The sequence below is a fragment of the Bacillota bacterium genome, assembly GCA_029961055.1.
Taxonomy (GTDB): domain Bacteria; phylum Bacillota; class Sulfobacillia; order JAIMAT01; family JAIMAT01; genus JAIMAT01.
Window position 1 is genome coordinate 142,478 of sequence record JASBVM010000009.1, and the last position, 25,287, is coordinate 167,764.

20 protein-coding genes and 1 pseudogene are annotated in these 25,287 nt (G+C 74.1%); 5 read left to right on the forward strand and 16 right to left on the reverse strand.

Annotation, left to right across the window (positions count from 1 at the left end):
- Positions 1-5: 5 nt before the first annotated feature.
- The 6 genes from QJR14_03855 to ftsE form a co-directional block, all read right to left on the reverse strand.
- Positions 6-872 carry a class A beta-lactamase-related serine hydrolase gene (locus QJR14_03855; protein ID MDI3316741.1) on the reverse strand — a complete coding sequence of 289 codons (867 nt, stop codon included), beginning with the start codon at positions 870-872 and terminating at the stop codon, positions 6-8.
- A complete protein-coding gene (locus tag QJR14_03860; GenBank protein MDI3316742.1) occupies positions 869-1,741 on the reverse strand; it encodes an MBL fold metallo-hydrolase in 873 nt (290 codons plus the stop codon). Before QJR14_03860 ends, QJR14_03855 begins: the two co-directional genes overlap by 4 nt.
- A gap of 53 nt (positions 1,742-1,794) precedes the next feature.
- Complete coding sequence (locus tag QJR14_03865; protein ID MDI3316743.1) at positions 1,795-3,150, reverse strand: S41 family peptidase; 1,356 nt, start codon at positions 3,148-3,150, stop codon at positions 1,795-1,797.
- A 110-nt stretch (positions 3,151-3,260) separates the two neighbouring features.
- The gene (locus tag QJR14_03870; GenBank protein MDI3316744.1) at positions 3,261-4,469 is read right to left on the reverse strand and encodes a peptidoglycan DD-metalloendopeptidase family protein; all 1,209 of its coding nucleotides are present in this window, start codon (positions 4,467-4,469) and stop codon (positions 3,261-3,263) included.
- Positions 4,470-4,529: 60 nt separating this feature from the next.
- The gene (gene ftsX, locus QJR14_03875) at positions 4,530-5,417 is read right to left on the reverse strand and encodes a permease-like cell division protein FtsX (GenBank protein ID MDI3316745.1); all 888 of its coding nucleotides are present in this window, start codon (positions 5,415-5,417) and stop codon (positions 4,530-4,532) included.
- On the reverse strand, positions 5,407-6,093 hold the full coding sequence (gene ftsE / locus QJR14_03880; GenBank protein MDI3316746.1) for a cell division ATP-binding protein FtsE: 687 nt from the start codon (positions 6,091-6,093) through the stop codon (positions 5,407-5,409). Before ftsE ends, ftsX begins: the two co-directional genes overlap by 11 nt.
- Positions 6,094-6,431: 338 nt before the next feature.
- On the opposite strand from ftsE, the gene QJR14_03885 reads away from it, so the two are divergent.
- From QJR14_03885 to QJR14_03895, 3 genes are all read left to right on the forward strand, one after another.
- The gene (locus tag QJR14_03885) at positions 6,432-7,565 is read left to right on the forward strand and encodes a glycosyltransferase (GenBank protein MDI3316747.1); all 1,134 of its coding nucleotides are present in this window, start codon (positions 6,432-6,434) and stop codon (positions 7,563-7,565) included.
- On the forward strand, positions 7,562-8,677 hold the full coding sequence (gene csaB / locus QJR14_03890) for a polysaccharide pyruvyl transferase CsaB (GenBank protein ID MDI3316748.1): 1,116 nt from the start codon (positions 7,562-7,564) through the stop codon (positions 8,675-8,677). The genes QJR14_03885 and csaB overlap by 4 nt, the downstream gene beginning before the upstream one ends.
- Positions 8,678-8,802: 125 nt before the next feature.
- A complete protein-coding gene (locus tag QJR14_03895) occupies positions 8,803-12,045 on the forward strand; it encodes a transglycosylase domain-containing protein (protein MDI3316749.1) in 3,243 nt (1,080 codons plus the stop codon).
- Positions 12,046-12,099: 54 nt separating this feature from the next.
- On the opposite strand, the gene QJR14_03900 is transcribed toward QJR14_03895, so the two are convergent.
- The 3 genes from QJR14_03900 to QJR14_03910 are packed head-to-tail and all read right to left on the reverse strand — an operon-like array spanning position 12,100 to position 14,696.
- On the reverse strand, positions 12,100-12,783 hold the full coding sequence (locus QJR14_03900) for a molybdenum cofactor guanylyltransferase (protein ID MDI3316750.1): 684 nt from the start codon (positions 12,781-12,783) through the stop codon (positions 12,100-12,102).
- 27 nt (positions 12,784-12,810) lie between these two features.
- The gene (locus QJR14_03905) at positions 12,811-13,782 is read right to left on the reverse strand and encodes a transketolase C-terminal domain-containing protein (GenBank protein ID MDI3316751.1); all 972 of its coding nucleotides are present in this window, start codon (positions 13,780-13,782) and stop codon (positions 12,811-12,813) included.
- Positions 13,782-14,696, reverse strand: coding sequence for a transketolase (locus QJR14_03910; protein MDI3316752.1), 915 nt, complete (start codon positions 14,694-14,696; stop codon positions 13,782-13,784). Before QJR14_03910 ends, QJR14_03905 begins: the two co-directional genes overlap by 1 nt.
- 111 nt (positions 14,697-14,807) lie before the next feature.
- Here QJR14_03910 and QJR14_03915 point away from each other — a divergent pair, with 111 nt between their 5' ends.
- On the forward strand, positions 14,808-15,701 hold the full coding sequence (locus tag QJR14_03915) for an isoaspartyl peptidase/L-asparaginase (GenBank protein MDI3316753.1): 894 nt from the start codon (positions 14,808-14,810) through the stop codon (positions 15,699-15,701).
- Between the two features lie 54 nt (positions 15,702-15,755).
- Positions 15,756-16,046 (forward strand): 4a-hydroxytetrahydrobiopterin dehydratase, encoded by a 291-nt coding sequence (locus QJR14_03920; protein ID MDI3316754.1) that lies wholly within the window; start codon positions 15,756-15,758, stop codon positions 16,044-16,046.
- Here the strand turns inward: QJR14_03920 and rfaE2 are convergent.
- The 7 genes and pseudogenes from rfaE2 to QJR14_03955 all read right to left on the reverse strand — a co-directional run bounded on the left by rfaE2 (position 15,985) and on the right by QJR14_03955 (position 25,186).
- A complete protein-coding gene (gene rfaE2, locus QJR14_03925) occupies positions 15,985-16,935 on the reverse strand; it encodes a D-glycero-beta-D-manno-heptose 1-phosphate adenylyltransferase (protein ID MDI3316755.1) in 951 nt (316 codons plus the stop codon). The two genes, QJR14_03920 and rfaE2, sit on opposite strands and share 62 nt — an antisense overlap.
- Positions 16,936-16,973: 38 nt before the next feature.
- Entirely contained in the window at positions 16,974-18,146 is a 1,173-nt protein-coding gene (locus QJR14_03930; protein ID MDI3316756.1) for a glycosyltransferase family 9 protein, read from the reverse strand.
- Positions 18,143-19,657 (reverse strand): O-antigen ligase family protein, encoded by a 1,515-nt coding sequence (locus QJR14_03935; GenBank protein ID MDI3316757.1) that lies wholly within the window; start codon positions 19,655-19,657, stop codon positions 18,143-18,145. The genes QJR14_03930 and QJR14_03935 overlap by 4 nt, the downstream gene beginning before the upstream one ends.
- Before the next feature lie 19 nt (positions 19,658-19,676).
- Positions 19,677-20,117 (reverse strand): annotated as a pseudogene (locus QJR14_03940) (DUF4330 domain-containing protein).
- Between the two features lie 91 nt (positions 20,118-20,208).
- Positions 20,209-20,913 carry a bacillithiol biosynthesis deacetylase BshB1 gene (gene bshB1, locus QJR14_03945; protein MDI3316758.1) on the reverse strand — a complete coding sequence of 235 codons (705 nt, stop codon included), beginning with the start codon at positions 20,911-20,913 and terminating at the stop codon, positions 20,209-20,211.
- A gap of 134 nt (positions 20,914-21,047) precedes the next feature.
- Entirely contained in the window at positions 21,048-23,900 is a 2,853-nt protein-coding gene (locus QJR14_03950; protein ID MDI3316759.1) for an AAA family ATPase, read from the reverse strand.
- Positions 23,897-25,186 (reverse strand): DNA repair exonuclease, encoded by a 1,290-nt coding sequence (locus QJR14_03955; protein MDI3316760.1) that lies wholly within the window; start codon positions 25,184-25,186, stop codon positions 23,897-23,899. Before QJR14_03955 ends, QJR14_03950 begins: the two co-directional genes overlap by 4 nt.
- Between the last annotated feature and the right edge of the window lie 101 nt (positions 25,187-25,287).

A 25,287-nucleotide genomic window follows, 5' to 3' on the forward strand; every position in this document is an offset into this window, starting at 1 on the left:
CACCGTCACCTGCCCCCGGGGGCGTCCGGGACGTCCGGGACGCCGCGGAGCTCTTCGTAAAGCGCCTCGCCCGCCTCCGCCAGCGCCGCCCGCGCCTCCTCCGGGTGCGGGAAGCCCTCGGTGAAGGCGGCCACGGCCCAGACCCCCTCGGGCAGGTAGAGGAGGCCCGCATCGTGGAGCCGTCCTGTCACCCAGCCGGTCTTGTGCGCCCAGCGCCAGAGCGGGGCCTGGCCCACCCCGGGCCGCTCCGGCTCGGGCAGCCGGGCCGCCAGGTCGAGGTCGAGCTGCTGCGCCTCCAGGATGGCCACCATCCGGCGGCAGGCGTCGTACGAGACCACCTGGCCCAGGCCGATCAGCCGCAGGAGCCGCGCGGTCTCACCCGCCGTCATCTGGTTGCGCGCGCCCGCGGGCACCGGGACCACCTGGAGCTTCTGCCGGACGGCGATCCCCGGCAGCCCCAGCGCCTCCATCCGCGCCGTGATCGCATCGGCGCCAAGCCGGTCGATGAGCAGGTTGGTGGCGGTGTTGTCGCTGACGATGATCATCAGCGTCACCAGGTCCATCAGCGGATAGCGTCGCCCGGGGAGCAGGTGCTGGAGGACGCCCGACCCGGTCACCGTCTCGCTCTGCCGGACCACCAGCTCCTCCTCCAGGTCCACGCGGCCCTCCGCCGCCTGGGCGAAGGCCTCCACCATCACCGCCAGCTTGATGACGCTGGCCGGGTAGAAGGGGCGGTCCGCCTCGCGGGCGTAGACGCGACCGGCGTGGAGCCCCTCCACCACCAGCGCCATCGTTCCGGGGAGCCGCTCCAGCAGCGGATCGAGCCGCGCCGCCAGCCGCTCCCCCAGCCGGGCCGCATCGTCTCCGCTCATCGCTCCTCCTCCCTCCCCCCGGGCATCAGGAAGCCGAACCCGTCGACCGTCACACGGCGCGCGCCGGTGCCCCAGCCTTCCGCCTCGCCCCGCTCCAGCCGGCGCCGCGCCTCCTCGAAGGCCGCCCGCAGCTCCGCCAGCATCGCCGGCGGCTGCGGCGCCGGGTCGTGGCCGCCGTAGAGCGCACGCACCCCGTCCAGCGCAGCGAGCCGGTCCAGGCTCCGCGCGTAGGCGGCGGGGTCCGCCTCCGCCTCCTGGAGCCAGAGGAGCCCGCCGCGGTAGGCCAGGTCGCCGGGGAAGAGCCAGCCGTCCGGCTCGAGCAGGAGCGTCAGGCCGCCGGGGGTGTGGCCGGGCGTGTGCAGGAGGAGCGCACGCCGGCCGCCGAGGTCGAAGCTCCGGCCTTCCTCGGCCGGGCGGGTGGGGAGCGGTCCGAGGTGCCCGGGCGCGAGGGCGTACTCGGCCGGGAGCAGGCCCCGCCGGATCTCCCCCGCCACCGCCTGGCGGAGGTCGTCGTCCGGCTCCCCCCGGGCGAGCAGCGCCCCGTCGGCCGGATGGGCCCAGACCCCCTCCGCCAGGGCGGCGAGCCTGCGGGCGCCCCCGGCATGGTCCCAGTGCCAGTGGCTCAAGACGACGCTGAGCGGCTTGGCGGTCAGGAGACGGACCACCGCCTCCAGCGGGCCGACGCCCATGCCGCTGTCGAAGAGGAGCGCCCGCCTCTCGCCCTCCACCAGGAAGGCGTTCACCCAGTCGACGCCCCACTCCCCCGTCCGCCCGACGGGCTCGGCGATTCGCCAGAGCCCCGGCGCCAGCGGCTCCACCCGGCCCCAGGAAGTGAGCCAGCGCGCCGCCCGCTCCGACTCTCCCTGCACCAGCCTCCACCCCCCGTCGCCGCCGGTCCGCCCGGCCGCGCGGACGTCCGGCGTCAGTGCCGGTTCTGCTCGAGGAGCCGCAAGGCCGCGTCCAGCTGGGGATCGTGACCGGGCTCCCCCATCTGGGCCGGGTTCCAGTTCGCAGGCGCCTGCACCTCGACGTTCGGCTGGATCCCGCCCACCGTCCTGCCGGTGCGCGGATCGACGTGCTTGTTGATGTCGCGGCCGGCCGCGGTCAGGTAGCGCTCCACCGTCAGCTTGATGCCGGTCCCGTCCGGGAAGGGGTAGACCTGCTGCACCAGGCCCTTGCCGAAGGTCCGCTCGCCGACCAGCGTCCCCACGCCCAGATCCTGCAGCGCACCGGCCAGGATCTCCGAGGCGCTGGCGCTGGCCCCGTTGACCAGCACCGCCAGGGGGACCCCCAGGCCTTTCCCGTCGCCCGGTACGCTGGCCGTGTCGCGGTGTCCCGCCCGGTCGACGGTGTGGACGATGGGGCTTCCTCCGGGCAGGAAGAGGCCGGCGATCTGCTCGACCGCGTCCAGCGAGCCGCCGGGGTTGTACCGCAGGTCCAGGACCAGCGCGCGCATGCCCCTCTTCCTCAAGCCATCCAGCGCCTTCTGGACCAGGGGAGGCGTCTTGTCGGTGAACTGCGTGATCTGCAGGTAGCCCACCGAGTGCGGCAGCATGGACGACTCGACCGTGGGCACCACCACGTTGGTCCGGGTCATCCGGAAGGTGAGGCGCTGGAACTGGTTGCCTTCGCCGGTGGGTCGCTCGACGCCCAGCACGACCGGCGTGCCCGGGGCGCCCCGGATCATCTGGGCCACGGCGTCGACGTCGACCCCCACCACGTTGTGGCCGTCCACCTCGACGATCCGGTCGCCGGGACGGAGCCCGCGCGGATCGCCGGGCCCGGCCCCCTCGTAGGAGGCGGTCGCGCTGGGCGTGCCCGGGAAGGGGGTCTGGACGACGACGTAGCGGCCCTCCGACGTCACCTGGACGCCGATGCCGCCGTACTCGCCGCTGGTGTCGCTGGTGAAGCTGGTGTAGGCGTTCCGGTCGAAGTAGACCGAATACGGGTCGTGGAGTGCGGAGAGCGCCCCACTGGTGGCGCCGGCCAGTACCTTCTCCATGTCCGGGCGGTCCACGTAGCGCGTCCGGATCAGGGTGAGCGTCTGGACGAAGTCCTGGAAGGCGGGGCTTCCCTGCAACTGGCGAAGCGTGGCCGCGTCCTCTCCGGTGGTGGGCAGGCCGTGGAGCGCGGCGGCGATCTGGTGGTCGGCGATGGCGTACGAGACTCCGGAGCTGACCAGCGCGATCAGCACGGCTCCCACCACGGCGGCACGCCAGGAAGGGCCGGGCCGCCGAGGCTTGATGGGGGGCTGCTCCCCGCCCATGGGCTCGGACATCGGTTCACCGCCTTTCGGAGACCAACATTATAGGATCAGGGCCGGAAAGAGACGAGGACGGTCCCGATCCCCCCGGATCGGGACCGTCCCGCCCGCTCGCCCCCGCGCGCCTACTGGATCGGGCGTCCCACGTAGCCCTCGGGGTTGACCGGCGTGCCGTTGACGCGGACCTCGAAGTGGAGGTGGGGTCCGGTCGAAAGGCCGGTGGAGCCGACCCTGCCGATCTCCTGCCAGGCGGAGACCCGCTGGTTGACGCTGACCTCGATGCTGGACATGTGGCCGTAGAGGGTGGAGATCCCGTTGCCGTGGATCAGGATGACGGTGTTGCCGTAGCCCGACATCCAGCCCGCGTAGAAGACGACCCCCGCCGCCGCCGCGTGGATCGGCGTCCCGTAGGGCGCCGCCAGGTCCATGCCGGTGTGCATCCTCCACTGCTGGAGGATGGGATGGTAGCGGGAGCCGAAGGGCGAGGTGACCGTGAAGGAGCTGAGCGGCCACTGCAGGATCCCGGATCCCGCCAGGCGGAGCGCTTCCTCGTACTTGCGCTGGAGCCGCTGGAGCTCGCCCTGGACGGCCTGGCTGGCCCGCTCCTGCGCGTCCAGCTCCGCGCGCAGCTCGTTGGCGCTCTGCTGGTACTCCTGGGTCACCTGCGCCTGCTGGGAGGTCTTCTGGTCGAGGCTCTGCTTGGCCGCCGCCACCTGGCGCGTGAGGGCGGCGATCTGGGCGACCTGTCGCTGCTGGAGCTGCGTCTGCCGCTCCACCTCCGCCCGCTGCGCCTGGACCTGGTGGAGGAGCGCCACGTCCGCCGCCACCACCTGTTCCAGCGTCTGCAGGCGGGTGACGAAGTCTGCAAAGCTGCGGGACGAGAGCAGGACGTCCAGGTACGAGACGGTACCCATCTCGTAGGTGGCCCGCAGCCGGTCGCCCAGGCGCGTCCGCTGCTCTTCGAGCCGGGCCTGGGCGGCCTGCAGCGCCGCCTGCAGCTGGGTGAGCCGCGCCTGCGCCTGGGCCAGCTGGTTCTGCCGCCGCGCCAGCTCCTGCCGCGCCGCCGCCAGCTGTCGCTGGAGGACCGTCAGCTTCGCCTGGGCCGCCTGGGCCCGGCTTTGCGCCACCGAGAGCTGCTGCCGCGTCAGAGCCGCCTGGGAGCGCATCTGGCTCAGGCGCTGGTTGGTCCGGTGGATCTCCTGCAGGATGCTGGCCGGGTCAACGGCGGAGCTGGCTCGCGCCTCGGCCTGTCGAGCGAGCGCCGCCGGTGACAGCAGGAGCGCTGCCGCGGCCAGACCTGCCACAAGCGCCCGGAACCGGGCTCCTCTCCTCACAACCTCCCTCCTCCCCCGCCGGGCTCCCCCTCTCCGCTCCGCGCTGGCGCGCCGGCTGCCTCAGATGCGCAGGTAGCGGCGGAGGGAGAGGCCGGAGCCCAGCATGCCGATGAGCAGGCCCGCCAGGACGATGCCTGCCGCCAGCTGCCGCATCAGCACCGGCGCCGAGAGAAGCGGCAGGAAGGGCAGGCTCTGGGTCACCCGCTGATGGATCCACGAGTAGCCGGCCCAGCCGACGCCCAGGGCGACCAGGGCGCCCACCAGGCCCAGGACCGCCCCCTCGACGATGAAGGGCCAGCGGATCAGCGAGTCGGTGGCACCCACCAGCTTCATGATCGCGATCTCGTGCCGCCGGGCATGGACGGTCACCCGGATGGTGTTGGCGATGAGGAAGACGGTGGCCGCGCCGAGGAGGGCCGCCAGCACGATCCCCGCCGTCCGCAGCCAGTTGGCCAGCGCGTCCAGGCGGTGGAGCGTCTCCGCCGGGTAGCTGACGTTCTCCACCACGTCGAGAGCCTTCAGCCGGCCGGCCACCGCGTCCACCTTGCCGGGGTCGGGGACGTTGACGTCCAGCTCGTCCCGGAGCGGGTTCATCTCCTGGACCGAGTCCAGCAGCGACGCCTGGTCGCCGAACTGGGCGCGCAGCCGGTCCAGCGCCTGTTCCCGGGTGACGAAGGTGACGCCGGAGACGCCCGGGATCTGCCGGACCCGGTCCAAGAGCGGAGGGACCTCCGTCCGCTGGAAGGTCGGCTTCAGGTAGGCGACCACCTGCACCTGCGACTCCAGCACCTGGGTCATATGGCCCAGGTTGAGCGCCGCCACGACGAAGAGGAGGAGGATCAGCAGCGTGACCGCCGCCGTCCCGGCCGACGCGAGGCTCATGGTCGAGTTGCGGCGCAGCGAGACGCCGCCTTCGCGCATCACGTACGCCCACGTCCTAGCCTTCAAGGGAGTACCTCCCCGCCGTCTCGTCCCTTACGATCGTGCCGTTCGCGAGCTGGATGACCCTCTTGTTCATGGCGTTGACGATGCTCTCGGCGTGGGTGGCCATCAGGACGGTGGTGCCCGACTGGTTGATCTCCTGGAGGAGCTCCATCAGCTCCCATGCCGTCGCCGGGTCCAGGTTGCCGGTGGGCTCGTCGGCGATCAGAAGCGCCGGGCTGTTGACCATGGCGCGCGCCAGCGCCACGCGCTGCTGCTCGCCGCCCGAGAGCTGGCGCGGGTAGTCGCGGGCCCGGTGGCGGAGCCCCACCATGTCCAGCACCGCCGGCACCTTCCTCTGGATCTCGCGGTGGGAGGCTTCGGTCACCACCAGCGCGAAGGCCACGTTGTCGAAGACCGAGCGGTCCGGCAGGAGGCGGAAGTCCTGGAAGACCACGCCGATACGGCGCCGCAGGAAGGGAACCAGGGATCGCTTCATGGTGCGCAGCCGCTGGCCGGCCACCACCACCTCGCCGGTGGTCGGCACTTCCTCGCGGTAGAGGAGCTTGATCATGGTCGACTTGCCCGCTCCGCTCGGGCCGACCAGGAAGACGAATTCGCCTTTTTCGACCTGCAGATTGATGTCGTGCAAGGCCACCACTTTGTTGGGGTAAACCTTGCTGACACCGGACATTTCAATCAAGGGCCACACCTCGGTGATGGGGCGGTGGGGCTGCTGCCGCGCACGCGGTACAATTTGACAGCAAATCGCCCACGGCTAGCGTTTTTCGACGCGGACAGGTCAACTCCTGTCCATCCAGAATCACCAGCATTGGCCAATCCGGTGTGAGAGGGGCTCCGGAAAGCTTTGGTCCCTGCCGGCGGCACGGGAACGGAACGGGGAGTGTCGGGCGCCGCCGGCCGGCCACCGGCCGACAAGGGAGGAGATGGACGATCAAGGGAGAGCCCGAACCGGGGCTGCAATCGGCACGGACGGACCCGCCTCCGCCCGGGGGGTCGCGGCGCCTGCTCCTGGCCGCCATGGCACTCGACCTCGGAGGTGCGGAGACCCACGTGGTCAGCCTCGCCCGGGCGCTCCGTCGGAGGGGGTGGGAGGTCGAGGTCACCTCGAGCGGCGGGCGCCTGGTCTCCCGGCTGGAGGAAGCCGGGATTCCGCACCACTTCCTGCCGCTCGGGAGCCGGCTCCCGTGGGAGCTGGAGAGGAGCGTCGCCGGTCTCCGCGCCCTGGTCCGGCGGCGTGCCATCGGCCTGGTCCACGCCCACGCCCGCATCCCGGCCTGGGTGGCCGACCACGCCCTGGCGGGCAGCGGCGTGCCGCTGGTGACCACCTACCATGGCCTCTACAACGCGGGCTGGTTCTGGCGCCGCATGACGCGCTGGGGCGAGCGGGCGATCGCGGTCAGCCAGGACGTCCGCGATCACCTGATCCGGCGGCTGGGCGCCGACCCTGACCGGGTGACGGTGATTCCGAACGGGATCGACCTGGAGGAGTACGCGGCGGCGCCGCGGGAGGGGCCGCCCGACCTGGACCTGCCCCCGGAGGCGCCGGTCGTCCTCCACGTCAGCCGGCTGAGCGAGTTCGTGGAAACCTCGCTCGCCCTGGCGGCGTCCGCCCCGGAACTGGCCGACCGGGTCAGGGACGTCCGGATCCTGATCGCCGGCGCCGGACGCCAGCTGGAGCGTCTCCGCCAGGAAGCCGACGCGGCCAACCGCCGCGCAGGCCGGACGGTGGTCTACACCCTGGGCGCCCGCTCCGACGTGCCGGCGCTCCTGGGGCGCGCCTGGGTGGCCGTGGGCGTCGGTCGCTCCGCCCTTGAGGCGATGGCCGCGGGGCGCCCCGTGATCATCTCGGGCAACGGCGGCTACGGCGGTATCCTGACCGAAGAGCGGCTGGCCCGGTTCGAGGCGCACAACTTCACGGCCCGCGGCTTCGGCCGGCCCATCGAGGCCGAGGCCCTGCTGCCGGACTTGGTCCGCCTGCTCGGAGACGAGCCTCTTCGCCGGCGGCTGGGTGCGCTGGGCCGGGAGACGGTCCGCCAGCGGTATTCGATCGAAGAGACGGCCAGGGCGGTGGAGGCGGTCTACCGGGAGGTCGAGGCCACTTCCTCCCGGGAAGGCCGGCAGCGCGGCCGAGGAGGCGTGGGAGGCCGGTGAGGCGGGTCCTGCTGGCAGGCTATTACGGATTCGGCAATACGGGCGACGAAGCCCTCCTCACCGCCATGGTCGACTCGCTCCGCGCGGAGGTGGGCGACCTGGAGGTGGAGGTCCTCTCCGCCCAGCCTGAAGGGACCCGGCGCGCCCTCGACGTGGAGGCGGTCAACCGCTGGAGCCTGCGCGAGGTGGGGCGGGCGCTGCGGCGGGCCGACCTCTTCATCTCGGGCGGCGGCAGCCTCCTCCAGGACGCGACCAGCTTCCGCTCGCTCCTTTATTACGCGGGCCTGGTCCTCTGGGCGCACGCGCTGGGCCGGCCGGTGATGATCTACGCCAACGGCCTCGGGCCGCTGCGCAGCCGGCTCTCCCGGCGTGTGGCCCGCTCGGCGCTGCTGGCGGCCACGCGCATCACCGTCCGGGACAGCCGCTCCTTCCACCTGCTTCAGGAGCTGGCGCCGGAGGCCGTGGGCAGGGCGGAGCTCACCTCCGACCCGGCGCTCGCCCTGGAGCCCTCCGACCGTCTCTCGCTCCTCAGGCTGCGCCGGGAGCTGGGGCTGGACGGCCGCCCGCTGGCGCTGATCAGCGTCCGGCCCTGGCGCCCCTCCCCCCGCTCCGAGGCAGCGGTCGCCCGGGTCGCCGACCACCTGGCGGAGCGCGGTCTCCAGGTGGTCTTCGTTCCCATGCAGCTCCCCGGCGACCTGGAGGTGGGCCGCTCCATCGCCGCCCGCTGCCGCCGCCCCGTGCGGGTGGTCGAACGTCTTCTCCGCCCGCGGGAGTTCGCCGGTCTGGTGGGCGAGGCCGAACTCCTGGTGGCCATGCGCCTGCATGCGCTGATCCTGGCCTTCGCCCGCTGCGTCCCCGCCGTCGGTCTGGCCTATGACCCGAAGGTGGAGGGCTTCCTTCACGACGTCCAGCTCCCCACCTTCGGTCCCTGGGAGGCGCTGGAGGCCGCCCCCCTGGTGGAGGCGGTCGACCGGCTTCTCGACCACCGTGCGGAGACCGTGGCCGCCCTCCACCAGCGGGTCGCCCGCGCCCTGCCGCTGGCCCGCCGGAACGCGGTCATCGCCGCCGAGATCCTCGACGGCTTCCGCCGCTCCGCCGCCGGCGTCCGTTAGTCCCACTCCCCCCGGCAGAGCCTCCCCCCGCGCCACCGTCCCGGCCCTGCCGGGGACCGGGCCGGCAGGGCCCGGTTCGTCTTTCGGGACCGCTATCGTACCCTTTGTGGGGAAGGAGGCTGACCATGCGCGAAGGCGAGGGTCGGGCTCCCGGCTCCTCCTCCGGCGGGCACCAGGGGACCGGCGGCGGGAGATCGGGCGCGGGGGCTCGGAACTCCGGATCGAGGCGCCGCACCGCCTGGGCGATCTTCTGGATCGCCGTGGCGGCGGTGGCCGCGCTGGGAGTGGGCATGCTGCTCTACGCCCTGGTCGGTCCGTTGCCGGGCATCTCGCCGGATCGCCTCATGGGCTCCTCGGCGACCCTGATCTACGACCGCTATGGAAACGAGGTGGGGGCGCTCCCCGGAACCGCCAACCGGAAGCCGGTCCCCCTCAGCCAGATCGCGCCCAGCATGCAACAGGCCGTCGTGGCCATCGAGGACCGGAACTTCTGGACGGAACCGGCCATCGACCCCCTGGCCATCGCCCGGGCGCTATGGGCGGACATCCGCGCCGGCCGCATCGTCCAGGGCGGCTCCACCATCACCCAGCAGCTGGCGAAGAACGCCGTGGTCGGGAGCCAGCGCTCCGTGACGCGCAAGGTGCGCGAGGCGCTCTACGCCATCCGCATCTCGCGCCTCTACAGCAAGAAGCAGATCCTCGAATTTTATCTGAACCAGATCTACTTCGGCCATGGGGCGTACGGCGTCGAGGCCGCCGCGCGGACCTACTTCGACCGGCCGGCCTCCCGGCTGACGCTGGCGCAGTCGGCCTTCCTGGCCGGCCTGGTCAACGCCCCCTCGGCGCTCGACCCGCTGGTCTCGGACCCCCGGGCACGCGCGGAGCACCAGAAGGCCGCGCTGGAACGCCGGGACGTGGTCCTGCAGGCCATGGTCCGCACCGGCGCCATCACCGAGGCGGAGGCGAGGGCCGCCTCGCGCCAGGGTTACGCCGAGATGGGCCTCAGCCGGGGAAAGAGCGCCACCGTCCGCTACCCCTGGTTCCTGGCCTACGTCGACCGGGAGCTGACCCGCCTCGCCCAGAACTCCGATCTTCCGGTCAGCCCGACGCTCCTCCATACCGGCGGGTACCGCATCTACACCACGCTGGATCCGAAGGTGCAGCAGGCCGTGGAGGCCCAGTACAGCCCCGGGTACAACACCGGTGTCGTCGGGCAGCTGCAGAGGGACGGGAACCTGGACTCGGCCACGGTGGTCCTCGACCCGAAGAACGGCGCCGTCCGCGGGATCTACGGCTCCTACCAGAACAACCCGCTGGGTCAGGAGTTCGCGGCCGCCTGGTCCGGAAGAATGGCGCCGGGATCGGCGATCAAGCCGATCACCGTCTACGGTCCGGCGCTGGACGTGGGCAGGCTGACCGTCGTCTCCCAGGTCTCCGACGCCTCGGACGTGACCGTGGACGGGCAGCCCGTCCGCAACTACCCAGGGGAGCCTTACCTGCCCATGGTGCCGGTCAGCCGGGCGGTGGGCCAGTCGTTCAATGTCTCGGCGGTCTGGACGCTCCAGCAGATCGGCGCCACCACCGCCACCCGGTACGCCCAGGCGTTCGGGCTGCCCCTGACCCAGGCCGACCTGAACAATGTCCGTCGCCTGGCGCTGGGAGGTCTGGACAAGGGCGCCAGCGTGCTGCAGATGGCGGCTGCGTACACGGCCTTCCCCAACGGCGGCATCCGCTCCGAGCCGTATGCGATCGAGCGGATCGTCGACGCGGCCGGCGACGCGGTCTACCAGCACCAGGGCGTCCAGAAACAGGTGATCCAGCCCTCCACCGCCTACCTGATGACCTACCTGCTCCGATTCCCGCTGACCTCGGGCGGCACGGCGGCAGGGGCGGCCGCCGCCACCGGCGTGGGCCCCGACTGGCCGGCCGCGGGCAAGACGGGGACCGCCAGCCGCAACGTCAGTGTGGCGACCACCGCCACGGCCCACGTCTGGTTCTGCGGCTACACGCCGGACCTGGTCGGCTGCTCGTGGATCGGATGGCTGGATCCCGAGAAGGCGGGGCCTTGGCCCCGTGAGCTCACCAGCGACAGCGCGGCCCGGCTCCTCCTGGGCGCGTTCCGCCAGGTCGGCCGCCCGAGCCACGGCTTCACCGTCCCCTCCAACGTGGTGCTGGTCAACGGCGTCCCCTTCGTCAAGGGGACCGTGCCGGCCAGCTTCCTGCTCGGCCAGCAGAACGTGATCCAGGGAACGGTGGCCTCCGTCTCCGCGCTCTCGCTGACGCTGGACACCTCCCTGGGACCGGTCGACATCCCGCTCGCCCCGGGCGCGGTGGCGGTCGGTCCAGGCGGGGCGGGCGACGTCCCCGGGGTCGTCCAGGTCGGTGACAGCGTCACCGTCTGGCTCTCCAACGGCCAGGCCGTGCTGGTGGTCGATCCCCGCGGCCAGAGCGGGCTCACCCTGGGGGGCACGCTGGACGCCCTCGGCAGCTCGCAGGTGACGCTGACGCTCTCGGGCGGAAGCCGCGTGACCCTGCCACTGGCGGCCGACGCGGCGATCACCGCCCAGGGCCAGCCGGTGGACCCGAGCCAGGTGCTCCCGGGAAGCCAGGCGACCCTCCGCCTGGACGGCTCCGGGCGTGTCACCGCCATCGCGCTGGCCCAGGCGCCGCCCTCCGGCACCCCGGGCGTCATCGTCTCCGTGGGAGCCGGCATGATCGTCTTCAACCCGGCTTCGGGCGGCGGGCCCGAGGTGCTGCCGCTGGACCCCAACGTGCGGGTGACGGTGGACGGGCGGCCGGCCGACCCGAGCGCACTCAAGCCGGGCATGGGCGCGCTGGTCGTCACCGATCCTCAGAGCGGGACGGCGGTCTCGGTCGCCGCCTCCAGCCAGGGGTCGCCCGCCGACCAGGGCGGCGGGGGATCCAACCCCGGCTCTACCGGCAGCACCGTCAACGGATGGCTGGTGGGGGCCGGCGGTGGCAGCCTCACCGTCTGGACGGGCGGCTCGCTCCGCCAAGCCACCCTGGCCCCTGACGCCCGGGTGGGCACGGGTGGGGGGCAGGCTTCCCCGGGCCAACTGGATCGCTACACCGGGGACCAGGTCGTCCTGGCCGTGGACGCTCAGGGCCAGATCCAGGAAGTGACCGTCACGGTGCCCCCCGGCCAGGTCTCGGGCGCCGTCGTCGCCCTCCGCGGCGGGTTCCTCGTCCTGCAGACGGGCGGCGGCAGGGCCCGGGTCCCGCTGGGCCCCTCGCCGGTGGTGATCGTGGGTGGGCAGGTGGCGGAGGCGAGCGCCCTCCAGCCGGGCCAGGCGGTGGTGGTCAACCCGGGCGCGGCCGACGGTTCGGCGCTGGTGATCGCCCGCTAGGTCGCGCCGGGTTGCGCGAGACGGGGGTCGGAGCCTTCCCGGGCGGCCGCCCCCTCACAGGGGGCGGCCGCGCGGTGGGGCGGGGGGCGCCTCCTCGGGATCGGGGTCGAGCGCCAGGGTGCGCAGCGCCTGCCGGTACTCCTCGGGGCGGTTGACGTTGATCAGGAGGCGCTCCGGCGGGCCGCAGGGGGATATCTCTTCCTCGGCCAGGCGGCGGGCCGGGAGCGCCGCCAGGAAGCCGGCCAGGCTCCGCACCCCGGCGCGGAGAGCCTCTTCCACCTTCGTTGCGAGATCCCGGCGGTAGGCGGCGAAGAGCGGGTGGGCGCGGCCGCCGGCCACGGGAAGGGCCGCGGGCCAGCCGCGATCCACCTCGGCCAGGAGAAGCCGCGCCAGGCAGGGGGAGGCGAAGGGCATGTCGCAGGCGACCAGGAGGGCCGCTTCCTGGCGTGCGGCGGCCAGCCCGGCCCGGAGCGCCGCCAGGGGGCCCTGGCCTTCCCAGCCGGGCGGGTCGGCGACGACGCGATAGCCCATCTGCCGGTAGGGCTCCGGCCGGCTGGTCACGACGAGCAGCTCGGCGGTGACCGGCTCCAGGCGCCGCGCGATCCGCCGGATGAGGGGCTCGCCGCCGAAGGGGAGGAGCGCCTTCTCTCTCCCCATGCGGCGGCTCTGGCCCCCGGCCAGCAGGAGGAGCGTCGCCCTGCCGGCGGCGCGGTGCTCGACGGCGGGGGGACGGGCCATGGCCCCGAGCGAGGGCGGCGCCTTGCCTCAGGCCGGCGAGCCGCGCCGGGCGAGCTGCTTGCGGGTGACCGCGCGCCGCGCCGCCTCCGCGATGGCGTCCGCCGTCAGGCCATACTTCCGGAGGAGCTCCTCGGGCCTGCCCGACTCGGCGAAGGTGTCGCGGATGGCGACGAACTCCACCGGCACCGGCTCCATCTCGGCCACGGCCACGGCGACGCTGGAGCCGAGGCCGCCGAAGATCTGGTGCTCCTCCGCCACCACGAGGGCGCCCGTCTCGCGCGCCGCCGCACGGAGCGCCTCGCGGTCGAGCGGTTTGACCGAGGCCATGTCCAGGACCCGGGCGGAGATCCCCTCCCGGGAGAGCGCCTCGGCTGCCTCCAGCGCGGCCGCCACCATCAGGCCATCGGCCACCAGGGTGATGTCGCGCCCCTCGCGCAGGAGCTGGGCGCGGCCGATCCGGAACGGGAAGGGCCGCTCGTAGACGACCGGCGCCTTGGGGCGCCCGACCCGGATGAAGACCGGACCGGGGTGGCGGGCCGCGGCACGGACCGCCTGGCGGGTCTCCTCGGCGTCGGCCGGGACCAGGACGGTGAAGCCGGGGAGCGCCTGCGCCAGCGCGACGTCCTCGATGGACATCTGGGAGACGCCGTCCTCGCCGATGGAGATGCCCCCGTGGCTGCCCACGATCTTGACGTTGGCGCCGCTGTAGGCCACCGCCAGGCGCATCGGGTCGAAGGCCTTGGACATGACGAAAGTGGCGAAACTGGAGACGAAGGGGACCTTGCCCGAGAGCGCCAGGCCGGCGGCCACGCCGACCATGTTCGCCTCCTGGATGCCCATGTCGAAGAAGCGCTCGGGGAAGGCCTCGGCGAACCTCTTCGTGTACGTCGACTTGGCCAGGTCGGCGTCCAGCACCACCAGCTCGGGCATCTCGTGCCCCAGCTCCACCAGCGTCTCGCCGTACGCCTCGCGCGTGGCCGGACCGAGAGCCAGCGCCATCAGGCCTCACCCCCCAGCTCGGCCAGGGCCCGCGCCGCTTCCTCGCGGGTGGGCGCGCGACCGTGGAACTCGTTGTTCCCTTCCATGAAGGAGACGCCCTTCCCCTTGACCGTGTGCGCGATCAGGACCGCGGGCCTTCCGGCCCGGCGGGGCGGGAGCTTCAGCCCGCCGGGAGGAAGGGCGCCGTCGCCTCCCGCCTCCGCCTCCCGGTCGCGCCGGGAGGCCCACAGGAGCGCGGGGACGATCTCGGCCATCTCATGGCCGTCGATCTCCGCCACGTCCCAGCCGAACTGGCGCCACTTCTCCGCCAGCGGCTCCAGGGGCAGGATCTCGTCGACGGGGCCGTCCAGCTGCAGGCGGTTGTAGTCGACGATGGCCACCAGGTTCTCCAGCTGCCAGCGGGGTGCTGACAGCGCGGCCTCCCAGACCTGCCCCTCCTGCAGCTCGCCGTCGCCCAGGAGGACGAAGACGCGGCTCTCCCGGCCGTCGAGACGGGCGCCCAGGGCCATGCCCGCGCCGATGGAGAGTCCCTGGCCGAGCGAACCGGTGGAAGCCTCGACGGCGGGCAGGTCGCGGTGCGAGGGGTGGCCCTGCAGCCGGCTGTCGATGCGGCGGAGCGTCTTCAGCTCCTCGCGCGGGAAGTAGCCCGACTCCGCCAGCGCCGCGTAGAGGACGGGGACAGCGTGTCCCTTGGAGAGCACGAAGCGATCCCGCTCCGGCCAGCCGGGGTTGGCCGGATCATGGCGAAGGATCCCGAAGTAGAGCGCCGCCACCAGGTCCGCGGCCGACAGGGAACCGCCGGGGTGGCCGGAGCCCGCCTCCTCCAGCATGCGGATCACATCAAGGCGCAGGGTCCGCGCCTGGCGGCGCAGAAAGTCGACGTCCAAGGTGTTCTGGAGCAGGCTCAAGGCCAACACCTCCGAGGATTGGGGCGGTCCGAGCGCCGCCTCGGGGGTTATTCTACCGCCGTCGGACCCGCGCCTGCGGGGAGCCCCCGCGGACCGGGCGGAGGGAGAGAGGCGAAGATGGCAGGCATCGTGGTACACGGGGGCGCCGGACACGTAGAGGACCCTGACGGGCTCCAGCGAGCCGGCGTGGAGAAGGCCGCCCGCGCCGGCTGGGAGGTGCTCTCCGCGGGGGGCTCCGCCCTGGAGGCGGTACTGGCCGCCGTGCGGACGCTGGAGGACGACCCCCACTTCAACGCCGGTACCGGCGCGGTCCTCAACCTGGCCGGCGAGGCGGAGATGGACGCCGCCGTCGCCACCGGCGAGGGCGGCTTCGGCGCGGTGGCGGCGCTCACCCGTGTCCGCCATCCCGTCGACGTGGCCCGGGCCGTCATGGACGAGACCGACCACCTCCTGCTGGCCGGCCAGGGTGCGCTGGAGTTCGCCCGCGCCCGCGGCTTCGAGCCGTACAACCCGGTGACCGTGGAGCGGCTGGAGCGCTGGCAGCGCGACAGGCAGCTGCTGGAGTCGGGCCGCTCCACGTTCTGGCCGAAGCTCGCCCGGAGGGCCGGTCACGAGGCTCGCTACTCCACGGTGGGCGCCGTCGCGGTCGACGCCGAAGGACGCGTCGCCGCGGCCACCTCCACCGGCGGCATCTCGCTCAAGCTGCCGGGGCGGGTCGGCGACACGCCGGTGATGGGCGCCGGCACCTTCGCCAGCCCGCTGGGCGCCGCCTCGGCCACCGGCCACGGCGAGGGCATCCTCCGCCTGGGGCTGACCCGGCTGGCCGTGGAGCGGATGGAACGGGAGGACGCCATGGAGGCCGTCCGCGCCGCCATCGACCTGGCCGGCCGGGCGGGCGTGGAGGCGGGCCTGATCGGCGTGGACGCCCGCGGCGGCCTCGGCTTCGCCTTCAACACCGCCGGCATGGCGCGCGCCTGGGCCGGCGAGCGCGGCATCGAGGCGTGGAGCTGAACGGATCGCGAACTGCAACGGACCGGTTATGGACCGGCTGAGGGAGGGATATCCATGGCGGTTCTGGACGAGGAAGAGGTCCGCCGGCGCCTCGGCGCGCTGCCCTTCTGGCGGTGGGCGGACGGTGCCATCCATCGTTCCTACCGCTTCCGCGACTTCGTCGAGGCCATGGGCTTCGTCCAGCAGGTGGCGCTCCTGGCGGAGAAAGCCGACCACCACCCGGACGTTCTCGTCCGCTACAACGAGGTGACGCTCACCCTCGCCACCCACAGCGAGGGCGGCGTCACCGAGAAGGACCTGGAGATGGCCGAGCGGATCGAGCGTCGCCTGAGCCCGGCGGAGTAGCCGGCCGGCGGCCGCCGGCGGCTTCCAGCAGGCCCAGGAGTCTCTCCCGCCGGAGGAGGAGCGCCTCCAGACGGCCGGCCAGGTCCGTGCGCCGCAGGCGGACGGCAGCGCCGGCCTCCCCGCCCGGGCCGCCATCCGCCCCGCCACCGCCGGCCAGCCACGCGCCCGCCGGCAGCCGCTCCAGCGCCGCTTCCAGCCGCTCGTCCCAGGCGCGGAGCGCCGCCAGGAGCGCCTCGATCCCGGTACCGGAGGTCTCCCCGCCCGCCGGCGCCAGCCCGGCCGGCTCCTGCGCGCCTCCCTCCCGTCCCAGGACCCGGAAGAGCTCGCTCTCCTCGGCCAGCAGTGCCCTTGCGGCCGGACCCGCCTCCACCTCCGGCCGGGAGCCCGCCATCCGTGCGAACTCCCCGCGCTGCCGCCTCCAGGCTGCCAGGAAGCGCTCCCGCGCCCGCTCCCCGCCCAGGCGCGCCGCCACGCGCTCCGCCAGCGCGGTGGTGCTCCGCCCCTCCGCCTCCGGCAGGAGGACCACCTGGCCGCCATACGCCTCCACCAGCGGCCGCTCGGGCAGGGCCCGCCGGGCGTAGTCGCCGCCCTTGGCGTAGACCTCCGGCCGGAGCGCCGCGATCAGCCGCGCGGGGCTGGCTTCCTCGAAGAGGACCACGTAGTCGACGGAGGCCAGGGCGGCCAGCACCTCCGCCCGCTCCTGCTGGGGGACGAAGGGCCGCAGCGGGCCCTTCAGGCGGCGGACGCTGGCGTCGCTGTTCAGGCCCACCGCCAGCAGGTCGCCCAGCGCCCGCGCCCCCGCCAGGTAGCGGACATGGCCGCTGTGGAGCAGGTCGAAGCAGCCGTTGGTGAAGACGAGGCGCTTTCCCTGGCGCCGCGCCTCCGCCACCAGCTCGAGAAGGCTCTCCGCATCGACGATCCGGCCGATCAGGCGCCACCCCCCGGTCCCGCGCCCCGGTTGCGGAGCGCGGAGGGAGTCGCGAGCAGCGTCGCCGCCTCCTCCGCCACCTGGGCTTCCTCCAGGTCGGCGAGGCAGCGGTTCCGGCCCAGCGGGCAGTCGACGCTCCAGCACGGCCAGCAGGAAGGGCGCGTGGCCAGCGCCCGGCCGCGTTCGCCCAGCGGGCCCAGCCGGTCGGGATCGGTCGGGCCGTAGAGCCCGACCACCCGAGCGCCCACGGCGCTGGCCAGGTAGAGCACCCCGGTGTCGGGCGCGATCACCAGGTCCGACTCGGCCGCCAGCGCGGCCGTCTCCCGCAGCGAGGTCCGGCCGGCCAGCGGCAGGACGCGGACCCTCCCCGCCTCCTCCACCCCGCCCCCGCCCTCCCGGACGGGCGTGGCCGGCGCCTCCGGCGGCTGCCCGAGAAGCCGCAGCACCTCGCGCTGGACCGCTTCCTCCGCCGGCCCGCCGGTCAACAGGATGCGCGCGTCCAGCCGCTCCATCAGGAGGCGGGCCAGTCCGGCCCAGCGCTCCACCGGCCAGCGCTTGGAAGGCCAGTTGGCGCCCAGCTGGAGAAGGACGACCGGGCCGCCCGGCCGGAGCCGCTCCGCCAGGGTGCGCCGGGCCGCCGCCCGCTCCTCCCGGTCGAGGCGGATCGACAGGCGCCGCTCCCCGGGCGCGCCACCGGGATCCTCCGGCAGCGTCTGCCAGCCCGGCCGCAGGCGGCCCTCCAGCGCCTCCACCGCCACCTCCGCCGTCCCCGCCAGCAGGTCGACGATGGGCCGGTCCTCGCGGAAGGGGACGCGGTGGGTCAGGAGCCAGCCGCCGCGGCCGGTGGAGAAGCCGGCCCGGACCGGCGCGCCGGAGGCCCAGCCCAGGAAGTGGGCCTTCAGGTTTCCGTGCAGGTCGAGCACGGCGTCGTAGCGCTCGGCGCGCAGGCGGCGCACGAGCCGGAGCAGGCCGGCCGGCCCGCGGTGGGCGCCGCCGGGCTCGTAGGTGAGCACCCGGTCGACGCCGGGCAGGCGCTCGGCGACAGGCGCCGTCCAGCGCTGGACCAGCAGGTCGATCCGGGCGCCCGGCAGCCGCCTGCGCAGGAGGCGGAGCGCCGGGCCGGTGAAGACCACATCCCCGATGTAGAAGAGGCGCAGGACCAGGATCTTCATGCCTCTCCCCGCCCCGCCCAGGCCCCCGCCCGCCGCAGGCCGGGCGCAGGCTCCTCCCGGTCCTCGCCCGGCGCCTCCGGTCCCTCCACCGCGGCGCGCAGGGCGCCGGCCGCGCCGGTGATCAACCAGAAGAGCATGATCACCCGCGGGCTGTACCAGCTGGTGTCCACGAAGCCGTGGACCATGTTGCCCACGACGGCCGTCATGGCGCCCACCGCGGCGGCCGCCATCCAGGCGTCGCGCCGGCTCCAGAACCGCCAGGCGTTCCATGCCACCTGGAAGGTGCGCAGGCCCAGGGCCAGGTAGGCGATCAGCCCGACCAGGCCCAGCTCCGCGGCGATCTCCAGGTACTGGTTGTGGCTGGAGAGGGCGACGATGCCGGTGATCATCCAGTGCGGGTAGACCCACTGGAACGTCCGCAGCCCCAGCCCCGCGCCAAAGAGCCAGTAGGCCTTGATCATCTGCAGGACGCCCGTCCAGATGTAGATCCGGAAAGAGTTGGAACTGTCGGCCAGGGTGAAGGAGGAGAAAAAGCGGTCGCGCAGCGGCGTCACCGCCAGCAGGGCGAGGACGCCCGCAGCGGTACCGTAGAGGAGCCAACGGGGCTGGAGCAGCAGGAGCAGGATCACCACCGCCACGGCGAACGAGAGCCACCCGCCGCGGGAGAAGCTGAGCACCAGCCCCACCAGCATCAGCACCGTTCCGCCCGCCAGCCACCACCAGTCCCGCCCTCGCATCCGCTCCCGCATCCGGCCGGAGACCAGCAGGGCGAGGGCCGTGGTGAGCAGGAGCACCATGTACTGGGCGTAGACGTTGGGGTTCTCCAGCGCCGCGTAGACCCGGGCGCGGATCCCCGGGGAAGTCTCCACGTCGATCCAGGCCTGCGGCACCCCGCGCAGCGTGAAGTACTGGTAGACGCCGTCCAGGCCGGCCAGGGCCCCGGAGGCCAGCGCCGCCAGCCAGAAGGCCCGCACCGCGCGCACGTCGCCCAGGAGCCGCGAGGCGAGGACGTAGGCGGTGAGGTAGACGGCGTACTGGCCCAGGGTGTAGATGCTGCCGGCCGGGTGCACCGAGGTGACCGCTCCGACGACCGCCACCCAGGCGAAGAGGAGGACCACCGTGTCCAGCGGTGCGCCGCGCAGCCTCACCCGGCCGCGGGCCGCCTCCATGCCGAGCAGGAGCAGGTCGAGAAGGAGGAGGGCGGCGTCCAGCGGTTCCGGCACCCACGGGAGGAGCGCCACGATCACGGCCAGGAGGCCGGCCGGCGCGTTGCCCCCCAGCCTGGCCAGCGCGTCCAGCAGCCAACCGCCGGTGCGGCTGGATTCCACCTGCGCGTCCAGGGCGCCCAGCGGCCCGCGCAACCGGGCCGCCAGCCAGGCTTCCCATCCGGTCAGGAGCCGCCCGCTCCGGCTGCGACGCCAAGCCGGGCGCCCGTCCAGATCCAGCGTCAGCCCGCGAAGAAGCGCGCTCCGGGGCCGGGTCTCGGCCGTTCGCGCGACGGTTCCCGCCACTAGGAAGCACTTCCTTCGATCACTTGACCGGTCGCACCTCGACGACGACGCCGGTGGTCGCCCAGTCCCGCGTCTCCATGCTGAGGCTGGAGCCGATGCGGACCTCCTGCCCGGCCAGCAGGATCCGGTTGGGGCTGACCGAGCCGGGTCCGCGCAGGACCAGGGTGACGTCGCTGTACAGCGGCGACGGCGCCACGATCAGGCGGCCGTCGGGCAGCGCCACCTGCTGCGGCGTGGGCGCCACGCTCTTGCTCACGATGGTGCCCAGCGGCTCCACGCCCTTGGCGTCGTAGACGGTCTGCCCCTGCCGGATGGCGTTGACCGAAGGCGGCCGCAGGTTGCTGACCAGGACGGTCACCTCCACCGTCTGCGCGGAGACCGGCCGCGCCTGCCCCACGCCCTTCTGCCAGACGAGCGCAGCCGCGCCGAGGACGATGACGGCGACCACCAGAACGTCGAACCAGTTGAACCTGCGCCTTGCTTCCGTTCCCGTCTCTGTTCACTCCTCGGACGCCGGGTCGACCCATGATTCCCGTATCACAGAAGCAGCGTCAAGACGAAAAGAAGGCCAGCGGATCCTCCAGGCGCAGGGGGTCGCGGGTGAGGTAGGCCTCGGCGTAGCGGGCGCCGATCATCCGCCCGTACTGGACCGCGCGCCCCTCCATGGCCTCGAGGAAGCCCCCGTGGCCGAAGAACCTCCTGTCGATCTCCAACCCGGTCTCGCCGACCTGGGAGGCGTGCGCCTCCAGCGCCGCCACCTTCTCCTCCCAGACCTCCGTCACGTCGACGCAGAAGCTGGGGCGCTCGACCAGCTCGTTGATGGGGTAGAAGAGGAGGGTGCGGACCACGTGGTGGGCTTCCTCCAGGTCGAGGCGGCGGAGCCCGGCGTAGAGGACCGCCCGCTGGACGAGCAGACCCGCCGCGGCGTGGTCCGGGTGCCGGTCGACCGGGTAGGGCGCCAGCACCAGCGCCGGCCGGGCCTGCCGGATCCAGACGGCGAGGCGTCGTGCCGCCGCCGGGTCGTCCTGGATGCGGGTGTCGGGCAGGCCCAGGTTGAGCCGGAAGCGGGCCCCCAGCCGGCGGGCCGCCTCGGTCGCCTCCCGGGCCCGGATCTCCGCGTTCCCGCGGCTTCCCATCTCGCCGCGGCTCAGGTCGATGAGGCCGATGGAGTGGCCGCGCCGCCGCTCCAGGGCCAGGAGCCCGGCGGTGCCCAGCTCGATGTCGTCCGGGTGCGGCCCGATGGCCAGGATCTCCACCGGCTCCGCCCGGGTGGTCGCAGGCCCCTCGCCACCGGCCGTCGGTCCACTCGGATGCGTCGCTCCGCGCCCCCTTCCTCGCCGCGCGCTGCACCGTCGCTCAGCATAGCGCAGCCGGCGGGGAGGCGGAGCGATCAGGGGAGCTCCAGCACGTGCGCGTCCGGCACCTCCCGGCGGGCCGCGTCCACCACGTGCGGGTGGCAGGTGAAGAGGAGCACCTGGTGGCCGCGGGCGAACTCGCCCAGGGCGCGCAGGGCGGCCCTCAGCCGGGCGGGGTCGAAGTCGGCCAGCGCGTCGTCGATGACCACGGGGAGGCTGCCGCCGTTGCGCCGGACTTCCTCGATGTAAGCCAGGCGCATGGCCAGGTAGAGCTGCTCCTGGGTGCCCCGGCTGAGCTGCCAGGGTTCCAGAGGCGCCGCCCCCGCCCCGCGCGGGACGAGGCGCGGACGCTGCTCCCCCAGGCCGACTGTCACGCGCTCGTAGCGCCCGCCGGTGAAGTGGACGAAGAGGCGCGAGGCGCTCTGCACGACGGCCGGTTGGCGCTCCTGCTCGAACCTCTCGCGGGCCGCCCGCAGGATCTCCAGCGCCAGGGTGAGCCGCCGCCACTCGGCTGCCCGCGCCTCCAAGCGGGCGCGGAGGCGGGCCGCCTCGTCGCCCAGCTCGGCCACGCGCCGGCTCCTCTCCAGCTGCTCGATCCGGACCCGCAACTCGCCCAGCCGCTGGTGCGCCCGGGCGATGCGCTCGCGGACCTCCGCCGCCTCGGCCTCGGCTTTCCCCTGCTCCTGCTCCAGCGCCTCCGGATCGGTGGCGGCCAGGCGGCGGTCCAGTTCCGCCAGGGGATCGGCGGGCTCGGGCCAGAGCTCCAGCGCGGCCGCCCGGAGGCGGCTCTCCAGATCCTGGAGCTCCGCTCCCTGCCTCCGCCAGCGCTCCGCCTGGGCGGCCGCCTCGGGCAGCTCCGCGACCTCCCCCACGCCCGCCTTCTCGAGAAGGCTCCGCAGGAGACCCTCCGCCTCGGCCGACTCCACCGCCAGCTCCTTCTCGCGATCGCGCAGCCGGCGCAGGCTCTCGGCCGCCTGCCGCCGCCGCTCCTGCTGCCGGCGGGCCGCCTCGAGCCGCTCCCGGAGCCGGTCCGGGTCCGCCTCCACGCCGAGCCGCCCGGCCTGCTCTCCCAGCCGCGCGGCGAAGGCGTCCGACTGCGACCGGAGCTCCGCCAGCTCCCGCTCGAGTCGTTCCCGGCCTGCCAGCAGCTGCGGGAGCCGGCGCGCCTCCGCCAGCCAGCCGGCCAGCTCTTCCGGCGCCAGCCCGGTGGGGAGACCGTGGCGCCGGCACCAGGCGACCAGGCGCCCGCGTGCCTCCGCCTCCTCCCGTTCCGCCGCCTCCCTCGCCTGCGCCAGCCGCCGGCGCTCGCTCTCCCAGAGGAGCCGTGCCCGCTCCACCTCCTCGCGGACCGCGGCCGTGCCGCCCCGGGCGGGCGCGAGGGCCAGGGCGAGGGCGCCGCCGACGGCCAGGAGTCCAAGCCAGCCCGCCCAGGCGGGCCCGTGGAGGAGCGCCGCGCCCAGCGCCAGGAAGCCGGCCAGCCCGAGGCCCACAACGACCGCGCCCCGGCGCCGGCCGCGGGCGCCGGCGCCCCCGGCCTCCCCGGGATCCGGTGCGGAGACCGCCGCCTCGGCGCCGCCGAGCTCCTGCTCCTCCCACCGGCTCCGGGCCAGCAGCGCGTGCTTCCGGGCCTCCATCGCCCTGGCGGCCAGCTCCTGGCCCTCCGCCTCGGGCAGGCCGGTCTCGCCCCAGCGCTCCACGAGCGCCGGAAGCGCGTCCGGGTCGAGGCGCAGGCGGCGGGCCGCCGCCTCCAGCTCCGCCTCCGCGTCGTGCAGGCGCTGCTCCTTCTCGGCGAGAGCGGCCGCCCGCCGTTGCTGGTCGGGGAGCTCCCGGAGCAGCGCCTCCACCTGGGCGGCCGCCTCCAGGAGCGCGACGGGCAGGGGCTCGTCCAGGATCGCCTCCTCGCCGGAGACCTCCCGGCGCAGCTGCCGCCTCTGCTCCTCCAGGCGGCGGAGCCGCTCCTCCAGCTCCTCCGACCGCTCGGTCGCCTCCGCCGGAAAGGTCGCCCAGCGGCGCCCCGCCTCCACCTCGCCGCGCAGGACGCGCCATCTCTGCCAGTCCGGCCGGAGCTCCCGCAGGCGCCGGAGGCGCCGCGCCTGCCGCTCCGCCTCCGCCTGTAGGGGCTCGAGCCGCGCGACCTCTTCCTCGGCCCGGCGCTGCTCGGCGCGCAGCGGCTCCAGCTCCCCCAGCGCGTGCCGCGCCGACTCCAGCTCGCGCTCCTTGTCGACCAGCAGCTGGAGCAGCTGGTTGAGCTCGGGTCCCTTCCGCGCCCTGGGTTTCCAGAGTTCGCCTCGCCGCCGCTCCAGCTCGTCCTCCACGGCGGGCACCTCGGCCGCCCCGAAGCCCGCGCTGTAGATGCGCTTCCCCACCTCGCCCTGGTCGAGCCGGCGGAGGGCCTCCAGCTCCGCCAGGGAGAAGGCGAAGACGGTGGTGTAGTCGCTCCGCGCCACCTGGCCGAGCAGGCGCTCCAGCTCCGCCTCCGCCGCCTCCCCCTCCCAGCTGCTCCCGTCCCGCTCCAGCCAGAGCCGCCCGGCGCGCCGCCTCCCCTCATGGAAGAGACGGCGCAGCCGGATCGGGCCGGCGGCGCTCTCCAGCTCCACCTCGCCGCCCCACTCTTCCCCGGGCTGCGGGCGATAGGGGTCGACCGCCTGGCTGCTCCGGGAGGCGGCAGGAAGGTCGTAGAGCATATCCACCCAGAAGGCGAGAAGCGTGCTCTTCCCGGCCTCGTTGGGGCCCAGGAGGAGCGTCAGCCCCGGGCCCAGGTGGTCCAGGCGGACGTCGCGCAGCGCGGCGAAGCGCTGGACGCTCAGTCTCCGGAGCCGGAAGCCCCAACCGCTCCAGCCGCTCCGGCCACCCGACCCGTCCGGTGCCGCGCCCTCCCGCTCCGTCACCGGGAACCACCCCCGCGCTGCTGCCGTTCGTCGTCCATCAGGTCCAGCGCCAGCGCCAGCGCCTCCAGGAGCTCCGACCGCAGCTCCGTCTCCTCCGGCGGGACCAGGCGGCCCTCCACCCCGCGCTGGCCGTACAGCTCCTGCAAGGCTCCGCGGAAGCGGTCCAGGACGGCGCCGCCGGCCAGCGCCTCCCGCACCTGGCGCGCCATCTCCCCCTCCAGGGAAGGCTCCTCGGCCAGCGCCTCCACCGGCCGCGGCGGGCGCGTCTCCCGCTCCAGCCGTCCCACCCAGACCGGTGGGCGCCGCCCCTCCACCCGCTGGCGGAGGACCGCCAGGAGCTCCTCCATGACGCGGGGCCGTCGCAGCGTCGCGTCCAGCGGCCCGCGGCCGGTCAGCCGGAGGAGCGCGATCAGGCCGCGCCCCTCCCGGGCCAGCTCGGCCGCCGCCTCCTCGACCGCCTCGGCCAGCGCCTCCTGCAGCGACTCCTCGTCCTCCATCCCGTCGATGGGGACCTCCAGCCGGCGCCACTCGACGCCGTGGGTGGGAACGAAGCGGAGGCGGCTCTCGCGGCCGTCCACCTCCACCAGGTAGCAGCCCCTCGGGCCGACCTCGCGCGGGTTCCGCCCCTGGGTGTTTCCGGGGTAGACCACCGCCGGCGACGAGACGCGCAGCTCCAGCCGGGTGTGGACGTGGCCCAGCGCCCAGTAGTCGAAGCCCCCCTGCAGGAGCTCCTCCAGGCTGGCGGGAGCGTAGGCGTCGTGGCCGGGCTGACCGCCCACGTTGGCGTGGAGGACCGCCACCGCGTAGGGCGTCTCCGCGTCCCGGCGGAAGAGGCGGGCCAGGTTGTCGCGCACCTCCCGCCGCGGGTAGCCGATCCCCCAGACCCGAGCCAGCTCCCGGCCCCCGCGCGTCACCGGGAAGGAGGCCGGGCGGCCGGACGGGAAGAAGTGGACCTCCCCCGGCCAGGCCAGCCGCGGCCGCCAGCCGCCGTCGTGGTCGTGGTTGCCGGAGGCGATGAAGCTGGGGATGCCGTGCCGCGCCAGCTCCGCCAGCCCGTCGCGCAGCCGGTTGGCCGCCAGCAGGCTCCGGTCCGCCTCGTCCCAGACGTCGCCCGCCAGCACCAGGAAGCTGGCCTCCTCCTCGATGCAGAGGCGGACGATCCGGTCCAGGGCGCCGAGCGACGCCTCCCGCACCGCCCGCGCCATCTCCGGCGCCACTTCCTCGAGACCGGTCAGGCCGCTGTCCAGGTGGAGGTCGGCGGCATGCACGAACTTGAAACGGGACATGCTCCGTCTTTCTCCCCGCCGGGGACGATCCCTCCGCAGCCGCGGCGTGACGGACCTTCCCCCCGGGGTGGAATTGCAGCTATTTTCACTTTGTGCAACAA